Origin of the sequence: Acidimangrovimonas pyrenivorans, from assembly GCF_042643245.1 — a bacterium.
In the GTDB taxonomy this organism is placed as follows: Bacteria; Pseudomonadota; Alphaproteobacteria; order Rhodobacterales; family Rhodobacteraceae; genus Acidimangrovimonas; species Acidimangrovimonas pyrenivorans.
The window spans coordinates 205,067-218,984 of record NZ_JBHRSK010000004.1 but is presented as its reverse complement, the minus strand read 5'-3'; the positions used below and the strand labels follow the sequence as shown (position 1 = coordinate 218,984).

General features: G+C 69.4%; 12 protein-coding genes. 3 read left to right on the top strand and 9 right to left on the bottom strand.

Features of this window, described 5'->3' with window-relative positions; translation table 11 throughout:
- Positions 1-34: 34 nt before the first annotated feature.
- From tatA to ACFOES_RS03995, 3 genes are all read right to left on the bottom strand, one after another.
- Positions 35-253 carry a twin-arginine translocase TatA/TatE family subunit gene (gene tatA, locus ACFOES_RS04005; RefSeq protein ID WP_377831885.1) on the bottom strand — a complete coding sequence of 73 codons (219 nt, stop codon included), beginning with the start codon at positions 251-253 and terminating at the stop codon, positions 35-37.
- A gap of 364 nt (positions 254-617) precedes the next feature.
- Positions 618-1,712, bottom strand: coding sequence for an ABC transporter ATP-binding protein (locus ACFOES_RS04000; RefSeq protein ID WP_377831884.1), 1,095 nt, complete (start codon positions 1,710-1,712; stop codon positions 618-620).
- A gap of 207 nt (positions 1,713-1,919) precedes the next feature.
- The gene (locus ACFOES_RS03995) at positions 1,920-2,699 is read right to left on the bottom strand and encodes an SDR family oxidoreductase (RefSeq protein ID WP_377831883.1); all 780 of its coding nucleotides are present in this window, start codon (positions 2,697-2,699) and stop codon (positions 1,920-1,922) included.
- Between the two features lie 201 nt (positions 2,700-2,900).
- Here ACFOES_RS03995 and ACFOES_RS03990 point away from each other — a divergent pair, with 201 nt between their 5' ends.
- Complete coding sequence (locus ACFOES_RS03990) at positions 2,901-3,959, top strand: Hint domain-containing protein (protein ID WP_377831882.1); 1,059 nt, start codon at positions 2,901-2,903, stop codon at positions 3,957-3,959.
- A 15-nt stretch (positions 3,960-3,974) separates the two neighbouring features.
- Here ACFOES_RS03990 and ACFOES_RS03985 read toward each other — a convergent pair whose 3' ends face one another.
- Positions 3,975-4,694: a hypothetical protein gene (locus tag ACFOES_RS03985; RefSeq protein WP_377831881.1), complete on the bottom strand. Its 720-nt coding sequence runs from the start codon at positions 4,692-4,694 to the stop codon at positions 3,975-3,977.
- A gap of 180 nt (positions 4,695-4,874) precedes the next feature.
- On the opposite strand from ACFOES_RS03985, the gene ACFOES_RS03980 reads away from it, so the two are divergent.
- Positions 4,875-6,479, top strand: a complete 1,605-nt coding sequence (locus ACFOES_RS03980) for a peptide chain release factor 3 (protein ID WP_377831880.1) — start codon at positions 4,875-4,877, stop codon at positions 6,477-6,479.
- 320 nt (positions 6,480-6,799) lie between these two features.
- Here ACFOES_RS03980 and ACFOES_RS03975 read toward each other — a convergent pair whose 3' ends face one another.
- A complete protein-coding gene (locus ACFOES_RS03975) occupies positions 6,800-7,225 on the bottom strand; it encodes an OsmC family peroxiredoxin (protein WP_377831879.1) in 426 nt (141 codons plus the stop codon).
- Positions 7,226-7,485: 260 nt separating this feature from the next.
- Between ACFOES_RS03975 and ACFOES_RS03970 the strand changes: the two genes are divergently transcribed.
- Positions 7,486-8,973 (top strand): DEAD/DEAH box helicase, encoded by a 1,488-nt coding sequence (locus tag ACFOES_RS03970; protein WP_377831878.1) that lies wholly within the window; start codon positions 7,486-7,488, stop codon positions 8,971-8,973.
- A gap of 287 nt (positions 8,974-9,260) precedes the next feature.
- Here ACFOES_RS03970 and ACFOES_RS03965 read toward each other — a convergent pair whose 3' ends face one another.
- Genes ACFOES_RS03965 through nuoN form a run of 4 tightly spaced genes read right to left on the bottom strand, consistent with a single transcriptional unit; the run spans position 9,261 to position 13,914 of the window.
- A complete protein-coding gene (locus tag ACFOES_RS03965; protein WP_377831877.1) occupies positions 9,261-10,934 on the bottom strand; it encodes a ribonuclease J in 1,674 nt (557 codons plus the stop codon).
- The gene (locus ACFOES_RS03960; RefSeq protein WP_377831876.1) at positions 10,931-11,710 is read right to left on the bottom strand and encodes a type III pantothenate kinase; all 780 of its coding nucleotides are present in this window, start codon (positions 11,708-11,710) and stop codon (positions 10,931-10,933) included. Before ACFOES_RS03960 ends, ACFOES_RS03965 begins: the two co-directional genes overlap by 4 nt.
- Before the next feature lie 13 nt (positions 11,711-11,723).
- On the bottom strand, positions 11,724-12,482 hold the full coding sequence (locus ACFOES_RS03955) for a biotin--[acetyl-CoA-carboxylase] ligase (protein WP_377831875.1): 759 nt from the start codon (positions 12,480-12,482) through the stop codon (positions 11,724-11,726).
- On the bottom strand, positions 12,472-13,914 hold the full coding sequence (gene nuoN, locus ACFOES_RS03950; RefSeq protein WP_377831874.1) for an NADH-quinone oxidoreductase subunit NuoN: 1,443 nt from the start codon (positions 13,912-13,914) through the stop codon (positions 12,472-12,474). Before nuoN ends, ACFOES_RS03955 begins: the two co-directional genes overlap by 11 nt.
- Positions 13,915-13,918 lie beyond the last annotated feature (4 nt).

Below are 13,918 nucleotides of genomic sequence, written 5' to 3'. Positions count from 1 at the left end.
GCGCCCTCGCGGGCCGCGCCACGGCTCCGGACAATCAGACCTTGTCTTTCTTTTCTTCTTCCGGCGTCACGTCGCGGGCGCTCTCGGCGTCGGCCTTCTCGAGCTCCTCGGTGCCGTCCTTCATGCCTTTCTTGAAGGCGGTGATGCCCTTGCCGACTTCGCCCATGAGCGAGCTGACCTTGCCGCGTCCGAACAGGACCAGAACGACCACGGCGATCAGCAGCAGGCCGGGAATGCCGATGTTGTTGAGCATGGATTTCTCCCTTCGCGGGCCCGGTGCGGACCCGCCCCCTTATGGTTCACGTTGCTTCCATTTATTGACTTGCGCGCCAAGATCAAAGCCCGAATCCGTCCGCCGGACGCATTTCTTTGTGCCCGTGATGCCCGTTTCGGCGCTGCGGCGCGGCCGCTGCCCAAGGGCGAAGCACCGGATTTTCGCCGACTTCTCGCGATCTGCCGTTGGAACGCGGCCCGCCCGCCACCGGAAGCCGACCGCGCCGCGCCGCAGCGCCGAAAGGTCGCAGCCGGCCCGGCGATGCGGCCGTCTCACGCGAATGTGTTCCGGCGCGGGCCGGCCGTGCGCCCGTTGCCTCGCTGCCGGCGCCTCAGCTCGCCCCTCAGCCGGCGGGGAAGACGAAACAGCGGTCGCGGCGGAACATCAGCCACAGCGCGGTGCCCGGCCGCGGCAGGAAGACGCCCGGAACCGTGGCCTTGAGCAGCGAGCCGTCGAATTCCAGCCGGAACTCGACCAGGCTCTGGCCGCCGAGGAACCGCGCCCGCGCCACCACCCCGCGCGCCGGGCTGCCATGTTCGGGCGTCGGGTCGGGGCCGCGGCCGCTGCGGTCGAAGTCGATCTTGAGGTGCTGCGGCCGGATCACGATCTCGACCGCGCTGCCATCGGCATGGCCGGGCGCGAGGAAGCGACCGAAGGCGGTCTCGATCAGCGCGCCCCGAACTTCGCCGCGCAACACATTGATATCCGAGAAGAAGGCCGCCGCCGCCCGGTCGACCGGCGCGTTGTAGACATTGTAGGGCGCGCCGCGCTGGACGATCCTCCCGGCCCGCATCAGCGCGATCTCGTCGGCCATGCGCATCGCCTCTTCCGGCTCGTGGGTGACCAGCAGCACCGCCGTGCCCTCTTCCTTCAGCACCTCCAGGGTGGCGTCGCGGATGCCGTCGCGCAGCCGATTGTCGAGGCCCGAGAACGGCTCGTCCATCAGCATGATCCGCGGCCGCGGCGCCAGCGCCCGGGCCAGCGCCACCCGCTGCTGCTCGCCGCCCGACAGCTCGTGCGGGTGCTTGTCGCCGAAGCCGGAGAGGTCGACCTTCTCGAGCAGCTCGCCGACCCGCCGCGCCTTGTCGTCGCGGCTGCCGCCGAGGCCGAACGCGACGTTGCCGGCCACCGTCAGATGCGGGAACAGGGCGAAGTCCTGGAACATCAGCCCGACGGCGCGTTGCTCCGGCGGCAGGTGCAGCCCGCCTTCCGACACCACCCTTCCGTCGAGCGCGATCCGGCCGGCATCGGGATGCTCGACCCCGGCAATCATCCGCAGCGTCGTCGATTTGCCGCAGCCCGAGGGGCCGAGCAGGCAGGTGACCTGCCCCGGCGCCACGGTCAGCGAGACGTCATCGACCACCGCGGTGCCGCCGAAGCGCCGCGTCAGACCCTCGACCTGCAGCCGCGGGGACGGGTTGGATGGGGTGCTGCTCACGCCGGCCTGCCTTTAATCCGATCAATTCCCTCGGGATTATTCCGCATAGCAGGGCGCGACCCGGGCGGCAAGCGCCGCGCGGCCGGCGGGCTGCCCGGCCCGGCACCAGCGGCCTTGGACAATGGCGCGCGCAAGGAAGGCGGGGGGCTGTCTGCCCCCCGCCCCCCCCCGAGGATATTTGCGAGCAGAAAGGAAGAGCGGTCGGGTTCAGAGCGTGTAGTTGAGGGCGCCGCCGTCGAGGAGGATGTTCTGGCCGACGATGAAGCCGGCGTGCTGCGAGCACAGGAAGGCGCAGGCGGCGCCGAACTCCTGCGCCGTGCCGTAGCGCCGGGCGGGAATGGTGGCGGCGCGGCGGGCGCGGGCCTCGTCGAGGCTGATGCCTTCCGCCTTGGCCACCCCGCCGTCGAGCGCATCGGCGCGGTCGGTGGCGTGGATGCCGGGCAGCAGGTTGTTGATGGTGACGCCCGAGGGCGCGACCTGGCGCGCGGTGCCGGCGACGAAGCCGGTCAGCCCGGCGCGGGCCGAGTTCGACAGGCCGAGCACCGGGATCGGCGATTTCACCGACTGGCTGGTGATGTTGACCACCCTGCCCCAGCCCCGTTCCATCATCCCCGGCAGCGCCGCCTGCATCAGCGCGATCGGCGTCAGCATGTTGGCGTCGAGCGCGGCGATGAAATCGTCGCGGTCCCAGTCCGACCACAGGCCCGGCGGCGGGCCGCCGGCATTGGTGACGAGGATGTCGATATCGCCCGCCGCTTCGAGCACCCTGGCGCGGCCGTCCTCGGTGGTGATGTCGGCGGCGACGGCGGTGACCGAGACGCCGTGATCGGCGCCGAGCCCGGCGGCGGTGGCCTCGAGCGCCTCGGCGCCACGGGCGTTGAGCACGAGCTCGACCCCGGCCGCGGCCAGCGCCTCGGCGCAGCCCCGGCCCAGTCCCCTCGACGAGGCGCAGACCAGCGCCCTCTTGCCGCGAATTCCCAGATCCATCGCATCCTCCCTCGTTCTGCCCGGCCGCCGCGGCCGGCGCCCCATGGCCTAGCATCGCCGCCGGGGCACGGGAAGGCCCTGCCGGCGCTTCCGGCGCCACAGTCGCCCGGTGCGGTGCAAAACCGCCCCGACGTTGACTTTATCCCGCCGCATTCGAAAGCTATCCCGGCCGCGAAGACCGACAACCGACGGACGACCCCGATGACGCGTTCCGAGCCCCGCTCGACCGACAGACCCGCCCCCGTTCCCGGCTATGCCTGCCAGGTGTTCCGGGCCGACGACATCTACGTCCAGTCGGGCGCCAATCTGGGCGACCCGATCGGCGAGGTCGACGCGGTCTGCCCGGGCGATGTCTACCAGCTTGCGCCCGAGTCCCGGCCCTTGCGGCTGGTGCTGGCCCCGGAAGCCGAGGCGCCGGGCCGCGGGCTGCGGCTGCTGGAGGGATCCTCGATCGGCCGCCCCGGCGAACCGGTGACGCTGAGCGGGCGGATGACGCTGATGGCGCCCGACGGCGATACCGTGGAGCTGCTGGTGCTGCGCCACCGGTCCTGCCCGGCCGAAGCCGGGAGTCGCGCCACGGCCTCGGACACCTATGCCCTGCCGCTGTCGCCGATGGCGCCGCGCACCGATTACACGCTGATCCGGGCGACCGCCGACCCGGGCGAGGTGCGACTGGCCGACCTGGTCTGCATCTCCTTCGCCCGCGGCACGATGATCGCGCTGGCCGGCGGCCGCCAGGTGCCGATCGAGAGCCTGGCCCCCGGTGACCGCATCCTGACCCGCGATCACGGGGCCCAGCCGCTGCGCTGGCTCGGCCAGGCGACGCTGCGCGCCGTCGGCGCCTTCGCCCCCGTCGTCATCACCGCCGGGACGCTCGGCAATGCCGGCGACCTGATCGTCGGCCAGCATCATCGCATGTTCCTCTACCAGCGCGGCCAGCGCCTGACCGAGACCGCCGAGCTGCTGGTCCAGGCCAAGCACCTGGTCGACGGCGAGCGGGTCTTCCTGCGCGAGGGCGGCTTCGTCGACTATTTCAGCCTGGTCTTCGACCGCCACGAGATCGTCTATGCCGAGGGCATCCCGGCCGAGAGCCTGATGATCAACGACGCCACCCTGACCCACCTGCCCGACGAGCTGGCCGAGGAGGTCAAGGCACGCTTCCCCGGCCTGTCCCAGCACCAGCATTTCGGCACCGAGGCCGGGCGGCGGATGCTCGACACGGTTGGCCCCGCGGCGCTGTTCAAGCGCCGGGCGGGCTAGCGCGAAGGCCGCCGCTCACGGCTTTCCGGTGATCGTCAGCGCGCCGCTGACCGGGGTGCCGTTGACGGTAATCGGACCGTTGATCGCCTGGCCGAAGACGCCCTTGATCGGGGTGCCGCGGAAATCGCCCTGGACCCGCGCCGTGGTCACGACGGTGTTGCCATCCGTGCCGGTCAGCTTGCCCTTCATGGTGCCGGCGAACTGGTTCGGACGGGTGACGTCGGCGCACCCACCCGACGTCCCGATGCAACCGTCGGACATCGTCAACTTGCCGTCGTAGTAGACCGGGGGGCGGGTGAAGACATAGCTGCTGTTCGTGGCATTGTCGGTGATCTCGCCGCCGACGAAGTTCTTGGCCTCACCGGTCATCCTGGCATTGGCGAAATCGGCAGTCAGCGTGGTCTCGCCGATGAGGCTGATGCGCGGCGCGGCGCCGACCGCGCCGGTCTGGTTGGCATAGAGCAGGGCATAGCCCTTGTAGGTCGCGTGGCCGCTGGTCGGCATCCGCTTGTAGGCGGTGTTCGGCAGCGCCGCCTGCCCGGTCGCGCTGTCGCCGTCCAGGAATACGCGCTGCGCCTCGTATCCGGGCTGCAGGAAACTGTCGTAATAGGTTGCCGGACTGGATTGCGCCGTCGGCGTGCCACCGCCGCCGCATCCGGCCAGAGCGGCCGCCGCCAAGACCATCCAGATCACGTTGCCCGCGCCCGAGATCACTTTGCCCGCGCCAAGCGCCATCGCACATTCCCCCACTCGCACCCCGGAACGCGACCCGCCCCAGTCGCGGAGCCGCGTCCTGACCCTAGAGGTCGCCACGGAACGATCAACGCGCGATTGCGTGAACGCACCGCCACCGCCGGCGGAAAGGCGCGCCACGGCTGCTTGCCCGGCGCCGCGCACCACGCTATAGGCGCGGCCATGCTGGACCAATCGAACCGCCCCGCCCTGCCCCCGGAGATCGGCCGCCGCCGGACCTTCGCGATCATCTCGCACCCGGATGCGGGCAAGACCACGCTGACCGAGAAGTTCCTGCTCTACGGCGGCGCGATCCAGATGGCCGGCCAGGTCCGCGCCAAGGGCGAGGCCCGGCGGACCCGCTCGGACTTCATGAAGCTGGAACAGGATCGCGGCATCTCGGTCTCGGCCTCGGCGATGTCCTTCGATTTCGGCAACTACCGCTTCAACCTCGTCGACACCCCCGGCCACTCGGATTTCTCCGAGGACACCTATCGCACCCTGACCGCGGTCGACGCCGCGATCATGGTGATCGACGGCGCCAAGGGGGTGGAAAGCCAGACCCGCAAGCTGTTCGAGGTCTGCCGCCTGCGCGACCTGCCGATTCTCACCTTCTGCAACAAGATGGACCGCGAGGCGCGCGACACCTTCGAGATCATCGACGAGATCCAGGAAAACCTCGCCATCGACGTCACCCCGGCGTCGTGGCCGATCGGCATGGGCCGCGAGTTCCTCGGCTGCTACGACATGCTCAACGACCGGCTCGAGCTGATGGACCGGGCCGACCGCAACAAGGTGGCGGAATCGATCAAGATCGACGGGCTCGACGACCCCAAGCTGGCCGAGCACGTCCCCGCCGACCAGCTCGAGAAGCTGCGCGAGGAGGTCGAGATGGCCCGCGCCCTGCTGCCGCCCTTCGACCGCCAGAGCTTCCTCGAAGGTCACCTGACGCCGATCTGGTTCGGGTCCGCGATCAACAGCTTCGGCGTCAAGGAGCTGATGGACGGGATCGGCAACTACGGCCCGCCGCCGCAGCCCCAGAACGCCGGCGAGCGCCAGATCGCGCCCGAGGAGCCCAAGGTCACCGGCTTCGTCTTCAAGGTCCAGGCCAACATGGACCCCAAGCACCGCGACCGGGTCGCCTTCGTCCGCCTCGCCTCGGGCCATTTCACCCGCGGCATGAAGCTGCTGCATGTCCGGTCGAAGAAGCCGATGGCGATCTCGAACCCGGTGCTGTTCCTCGCCTCCGACCGCGAGCTGGCGGAAGAGGCCTGGGCCGGCGACATCATCGGCATCCCCAACCATGGCCAGTTGCGCATCGGCGACGCGCTGACCGAGGGCGAGCAACTGCGCTTCACCGGCATCCCCAGCTTCGCGCCGGAACTGCTGCAGGGCGTGCGCGCCGGCGATCCGATGAAGGCCAAGCACCTGGAGAAGGCGCTGATGCAATTCGCCGAGGAAGGCGCGGCCAAGGTGTTCAAGCCCTCGGTCGGCTCGGGCTTCATCGTCGGCGTCGTCGGCGCGCTGCAATTCGACGTCCTCGCCAGCCGGATCGAGCAGGAATACTCGCTGCCGGTCCGCTTCGAGCCGTCGCAATTCACCTCGGCGCGCTGGGTCACCGGCCCCAAGGCCGAGCTCGACAAGTTCATCAACGTCAACAAGGGCCATATCGCCCATGACCACGACGGCGACATCGTCTACCTGACGCGGCTGCAATGGGACATCGACCGCGTCGAGCGCGACTATCCCGAGCTGAAACTCAGCGCGACCAAGGAAATGATGGTCTGAGCCAAGGCCGGGGGCGCGGCCCCCGGACCCGCGGGACATCTTCAGCTCGGAAGAAGACAGAAGCGCGCGTCCCCGTCTTCTTTGCCAAAATACTCTCGGGGAGCGCGAGGGGCAGACAGCCCCTCGCCCTTTCCTTGCGCCATTGTCCAAGGCCAATGGCGGCGGGGCAGACAGCCCCTCGCCCTTTCCTGCGCCATTGTCCAAGGCCAATGGCGGCGGGGCAGAAAGCCCCTCGCCCTTTCCTTGCGCCATAGCCCAAGCGCAATGGCGGCGGGGCAGACAGCCCCTCGCGCGGCCCCGAGCGACCCGCCCGCCCCGCCTCAGCCGACGCTAACCTCGAGCGTCACCTCGGCCCTGAGCAGCTTCGAGATCGGGCAGCCCGCCTTGGCCTGCTCGGCCAGCTCGAGCAGCTTCTCCTCCGGCGCGTCGCCGGTCACCGTGGCGACCAGATGTGCGGCGACCACGGTCGGCCCGCCCTCGGTCGTCGCGTCGAGCGTGACGGTCGAGGTGGTGGCGATCGTGCCGGGCTTGATCCCGGCGCCTTCCATCAGCGCCGACAGGAACATCGCATAGCAGGCGGCATGGGCGGCGCCGATCAGCTCCTCGGGATTGCAGCCCGCCTTGCCCTCGAAACGGCTGGCGTGGCTGTAGGCGATCCCGTCCAGCGCCCCGCTCTCGGTCGAGACGGTGCCGCTGCCGGCCTTCAGCCCGCCGCTCCACACCGCCGATCCGGATTTCTCGATCATGGTAGCCTCCCCTTGCAGCGCGCCCTGCGGCGCCCCGCTTCAACATAGCCCGCGCCGGTGATCCGTCATCCTTGCCGCAGCCGGTGAGGTTTCGGCCGCAACCGGCCCAATTTGCGGACCAATTCCCCGGCACATTGACGCGGTGGCAAATTTCCGTTACCCCGACCCTGCCTCATCTGGAGGCTGAATGACGCCGGGACGCCCGGGAGTATGCGTCCCTTGAACCCCGCGCGGTCCGACGCCGCGCCGACAGGACGCGAATGACGAAGTTTACCGATCTTGCCCTTGACCCCAAGGTGCTGAAGGCCGTGGCCGATGCCGGCTACGAAACCCCGACTCCGATCCAGGCCCAGGCCATTCCGCCGGCGCTCGAAGGCCGCGACGTGCTGGGCATCGCCCAGACCGGCACCGGCAAGACCGCCAGCTTCACGCTGCCGATGATCACCATGCTGGGCAAGGGCCGGGCCCGGGCCCGGATGCCGCGCTCGCTGGTCCTCGCCCCGACGCGCGAACTGGCCGCCCAGGTGGCCGAGAATTTCGACATCTATGCCAAGCACACCAAGCTGACCAAGGCGCTGCTGATCGGCGGCGTGAGCTTCGCCGAACAGGACAAGCTGATCGACCGCGGCGTCGACGTCCTGATCGCGACGCCGGGCCGCCTGCTCGACCATTTCGAGCGCGGCAAGCTGCTGCTCACCGGCGTCCAGATCATGGTCGTGGACGAGGCCGACCGGATGCTCGACATGGGCTTCATCCCGGATATCGAGCGGATCTTCCAGCTCACCCCGTTCACCCGCCAGACGCTGTTCTTCTCGGCCACCATGGCGCCCGAGATCGAGCGCATCACCAACGCCTTCCTGCACAACCCGGTCCGGGTCGAGGTCGCGCGCCAGTCGACCACCTCGGAAACCATCGAGCAGCGGCTGATCGCCTTCACCCCCAGCCGCCGCGACCGTTCCTTCGCCGAAAAACGGGCCGTGCTGCGCGAACTGATCAGGGCCGAGGGCGCGGCCTGCACCAACGCCATCGTCTTCTGCAATCGCAAGATGGATGTCGATGTCGTCGCCAAGTCGCTGAAACAGCACGGTTTCAACGCCGCGCCGATCCATGGCGACCTCGACCAGTCGGTGCGCACCCGGACCCTGGACGGGTTCCGCGACGGCACGATCCAGTTCCTGATCGCCTCCGACGTCGCCGCCCGCGGGCTCGACATCCCGGCGGTCAGCCACGTCTTCAACTTCGACGTGCCCAGCCATGCCGAGGATTACGTCCACCGCATCGGCCGCACCGGCCGGGCCGGGCGCGAGGGCCGCGCGATCACCATCGCGACGCCGGCCGACGACAAGTATCTCTCGGCGATCGAGAGCCTGATCAAGGCCGAGATCCCGCGCGGCGAGGTGCCGGAATTCGAGGCCTCGCCCGAGCGCCGCAAGCGCGACGACCGCAACGACGGGCGCAAGGACGGCGAGCGCGAGAAGGGCAAGCGCAGCCGCGGCGGCCGGAGCCGGCGCAAGGACGGCGAGGCGCCGGAAAGCGGTGAGGAGCAGCAGGTTCAGGCCGCGGCGCCGGAGCCGCAGGAAGAGCGCCCGGCGCGAGAGCCGCGCCGCGCGCCCCGCGAAGACCGTCGCGAAGAGCGCAAGGGCGGCCGTGGCCGCCGCGGCGGCCGCGACGAGGAGGTCGTGGTCGGCATGGGCGATCACGTGCCCGAATTCCTGACCCGCAGCTTCGCCAAGGTGAAAAGCGAGTAAGCGGCCCGCGGTTCACGACCGGAGAGCCCCGCCCGGTGCGGGGCTTTTTCGTTTCCGGATCGCGAAATTCCCTCGGCCCGCGCCCCGAGACGAGGCCGGAGACGAGGCCGGAGACGAGGCCGGACGAGGCCGTCGGTCTTGCAGCAGATGGACCGCGAGCCGCGCAGAGGCTTGACCCCGCGCGACACAGGCCCGCCCCCAAGATCGCGAAAACCTCGAGGCGGTCACCTTGGCGGCTGCCCGCCCCTTGCCGTCTGCCGGGCGGTTCGCGACCGCCCCGCGTGCGCCTATTCCGACAGCCGGCTGACGACCACCGTCACCTCGGGCTTGCGGCCGATCTGCTCCATCGCCACCTGGCGGGCGATGCGCCGCAGGGCGTCGTCGATCTTGTCGTCGTCGGTCATCACCTTGGGCCCGGCGCGGTCAAGGAACTCGACCATCTCGCCCTCCATCGCCTCGACCAGCGCGGTGCCGGACTTGCCGGTCTCGGGCAGGCCCATCAGCTCGGCCCAGGGATCGCCCAGAAGCTCGCCATCCTCGTCGACGATCACGGTCACCAGCACATGGCCGTTCAGCGCCATGCGGATGCGGTCGCGCACCACCCCGTCCATCGCCCCGATCAGCACCTGGCCGTCGCGATAGACGCGGCCGGCCTCGACATGCTCGACCACCTTCGGCGCCTCGCCGCCGATCTCGACCATGGTGCCGTTGGTGACGACGGCGCTGGCGATGCCCTTGTCGCTGCCGATCTTCGCATGCTCGCGCAGGTGACGGTGCTCGCCGTGCATCGGCAGCAGGATCTCGGGCCGCAGCGCGGCGTGGATCTCTTCCAGATCGGGCCGGTTGGCATGGCCCGAGACGTGGTACTTGCCGCCGCTGTCATCGACGACGTCGACACCCATCTCGGAATAGGCATTCATGATCCGGATCACGCCGCGCTCGTTGCCCGGGATGGTCTTGGAGGAGAACAGGAACAGGTCGCCCGCCGCCATCTTCAGGCCGAGATACTTGCCGCGCGCCAGCTGGGCGCTGGCGGCCCGGCGCTCGCCCTGGCTGCCGGTGACGATCAGCATCAGATGCTCGCGCGGCACCTCCGCCGCCTGTTCCGGCGTGAGCACCGGGGGAAAGTCGCTCAGCACGCCGGACTCGACCGCCGCCTTGACCATCCGGTTCATCGCCCGGCCCAGCAGGCAGACCGAGCGCCCGGCGGCCTGGCCGGCCTCGGCCAGCGTCTTCAGCCGGGCGACGTTCGAGGCGAAAGTGGTCGCCACCACCATGCCCTCGGCATTCGCCACCAGCCCGGTGATCGCCTCGGGCAGAGAGCTTTCGCTGCGCCCCGGCGCGGGCGAGAAGACGTTGGTGGAGTCGCAGACCAGCGCCTTGATGCCCTCGTCGCCGATCGCGGTGAAGACCTCGGGCGCGTAGGCCTCGCCGACCACCGGGTCGCGGTCGAGCTTGAAGTCGCCGCTATGGAACACCTTGCCCGCCGGGGTCTCGATCAGCAGCCCGGCGCTTTCCGGGATCGAGTGGGCGACGGGGACATATTGCACCTTGAACGGCCCGGCCGCGACCGTCTCCGGGCGCGGGTCGACGATGTGGAGGTCGTCGACCGGCAGCCCGCGCTCCTCCATCTTCATCGCGGCCAGCAGGCCGGTGAAGCGGCGGCAATAGACCGGCGCCCTGAGCTTGGGCCAGAGCAGGCCGAGCGCGCCGACATGGTCCTCGTGGGCATGGGTGATGAAGATCGCCTCGATCCGGTCGGCGCGTTGCTCCAGCCAGTCGACATCGGCCATGATCAGGTCGACCCCGGGCGTGGTGTCCATGTCGGGGAAGGTCACGCCCAGATCGACCACGATCAGCCGTTCCTTGCCGGCCGGGCCGTAGCCGTAGACGTAACAGTTCATCCCGATCTCGCCGGCGCCGCCGAGGGGAAGATAGATCAGGCGGTTCTTGGGGCTCATAGCGTGCCGTTTTCCTTGTTGTAGGCGTGGATCACGGTCAGGCCGTGCATCGTCAGGTCGTCTTCGATGGTGTCGAACAGCACATCGCCCGTCGCGAACAGAGGCGCAAGCCCCCCGGTGCCGATGATCTGCATCGGCCGGTCATATTCGCCCCGAATCCGGTCGGTGATACCGCGCACCAGGCCGATATAGCCCCAGAAGATGCCCGACTGCATGCAGGCGACGGTGTTGGTGCCGATCACGGCCTGCGGCTTGGTGACGTCGACATGGGGCAGCGCGGCGGCGGCGGCATGCAGCGCCTCGAGGCTGAGATTGACGCCCGGCGCGATGACGCCGCCGACATAGGCGCCGTCCTCGGCCACCACGTCGAAGGTGGTGGCGGTGCCGAAATCGACGACGATCAGGTCGCCGCCATGGCGGTCGTAGGCGCCGGCGGTGTTGACCAGCCGGTCGGGTCCGACCGAGGTGCCCTGATCGACGCGCGGCGGCACCGGCAGCAGGCAGTCGGGCCGGCCGACGACCAGCGGCCGGGTGTTGAAATAGCGGTCGGCGAAGACGCGCAGGTTGAAGACGACGCGCGGCACCGTCGACGAGATGATGACATCGGTGATCATCGCGTCGATCTTGTGATGGGCGATCAGGGTCGAATACCAGACGTAATACTGGTCGGCGGTGCGCTGGTGTTCGGTCGAGGTCCGCAGGGTGCAGAGGAACTGGCTCCCGTCCCAGACCGAGAAGACGGTGTTGGTATTGCCGCAGTCAATGCACAGGAGCATCGGCATCTCCCCTTCAGAAAAAGACCTCGGCGGCCGGGATCGCCCGGCGGCCCTGGGCGGTGTTTAGGACAAGGTTGCCGGCGGCGTCCACCGTCTCGAACGTGCCCTCGTGGCTTTCCGACGTGGTGCGGGCCACGATGCGCTCGCCCAGCCGGGCGGCACGGGCCAGCCAGGCGGTGCGGATCGGCTCGAAGCCGTAGGTCCGGAACTGCGCCTCGCGCGCCGCATAGGCGGGGGCGAGCAGGTCGAGGAACTCCTCCGGCGTCACCATCGCCCCGGTCTCGGACAGCAGGCTGACCGGGCGCAGCGCCCCGGGCTCGACCTGGTCGGCGCCGGGCGCGGCGACCAGGTTGATGCCGATGCCGATGGCGAGGTGGCTGACCGCCCCGCCCTGCCCGGCGCTTTCCAGCAGGATGCCGGCGACCTTGCCGCCGTTGAGCAGCACGTCGTTGGGCCATTTCAGCGCGAAGCTCTGCGGCCGGCCGCTGGCGGCGGCGAAGGCGTCGTCGAGCGCCAGCGCGGCGACGAAGCTGCGCAGCGCCACCTGCTCGGGCCGCTCGGTCGGGCGCATCACCAGGGTGGCGGCGAAATTGCCCTTCGGCATGCTCCAGGCGCGGCCGCGGCGGCCGCGGGCGGCAGTCTGTTCATGGGCCAGAATCCATGCAGGCCCCGCGAGATGCGGGGCCCTGCGGGCGGCCTCGGTCAGCGTGCTGTCGACCGAGGCGAGGACGTGGCGCGCCACGCCCTCGGGCCAGTCCGGATTACGGGACAAGCGTCGCCGCGGCGGCCTGCGCCAGCCCGTCGATGCCGAAGAAGTTGATGACGCCCAGCACCATCACCGCGGCCGAGCCCATCAGCGCCAGCCAGGGCATCAGCCCCATGGTGCCGCTGTCGAGGCCTTCGCGCTCTTCGCCGAAATACATGTAGAAGACGATGCGCAGGTAGTAGAAGGCACCGATCACCGAGGCGATCACGCCGGCGATGGCCAGCCAGGTCAGCCCGGCATCGACGGCCGCTTTCAGCACGTAGAACTTGGCGAAGAAGCCGACCATCGGCGGCACCCCGGCGAGGCTGAACATCAGCACCAGCAGCGCCAGCGCCTTCAGCGGCTCCTTCTTCGAATACATGTTCAGCGCGCCGATATCGGTCACCGGCCGGCCGTCCTTCTCCATCGACAGGATGAAGGCGAAGGTGCCGACGTTCATGGTGACGTAGATCGCCATGTAGACCAGCATCGACTGCACGCCCTCGGCGGTGCCCGAGGCGAGGCCCATCATGGCATAGCCCATATGGGCGATCGACGAATAGGCCATCAGCCGCTTGATGTCGCGCTGGCCGATGGCGGCGAAGGCGCCGAGGAACATCGACAGCACGGCGAGCGCGGCCAGGATCTGGCCCCAGTCGCCCGGCGCGGTGCCGAAGGCGTCATGCGCCAGCCGCGCGATCAGCCCCATCGCCGCGACCTTGGGCGCGGTGGCGAAGAAGGCGGTGACCGGGGTCGGCGAGCCCTCGTAGACGTCGGGCGTCCACATGTGGAACGGCACCGCCGAGACCTTGAAGGCGAGGCCCGAGAGCAGGAAGACCATGCCGAACAGCAGGCCGAGCGACATCTGGCCGCCATGCACGGTGGTGATGATGCCCGAGAACAGCGTCGTGCCGGCGAAGCCGTAGACCAGCGAGGCGCCGTAGAGCAGCAGGCCCGAGCTCAGCGCGCCGAGGACGAAGTATTTCAGGCCCGCCTCGGTCGACTTGGCGCTGTCGCGGCGCAGAGACGCGACGACGTAGAGCGCCAGCGATTGCAGCTCCAGCCCCATGTAGAGCGCCATCAGGTCGCCCGCCGAGATCATCATCATCATCCCGACCACCGACAGCGAGATCAGGATCGGGTATTCGAACCGGCCCAGCCCGCGGCGGATCATGTAATCCTGGCCGATCAGCAGCACGGCGGCGGCCGAGAGCAGGATCACCACCTTCGAGAAACGGGCGAAACCGTCATCGATGAACATGCCGCCAAAGGCGGTATGGGTGCCGGGCGGGGCCAGCCCGATCCAGATCGCGACCAGCGCGAAGACCGCGGCGGTGCCCCAGACCAGCAGGCCCGTCGTCCGGTCCTTGTTGGTGTAGACGCCGAACAGAAGCGCGGCCATCGCGTAGACGGCGATCGCAACCTCGGGCAGGACAGTGGAGAAATCGGCAGAAGTCATCTCG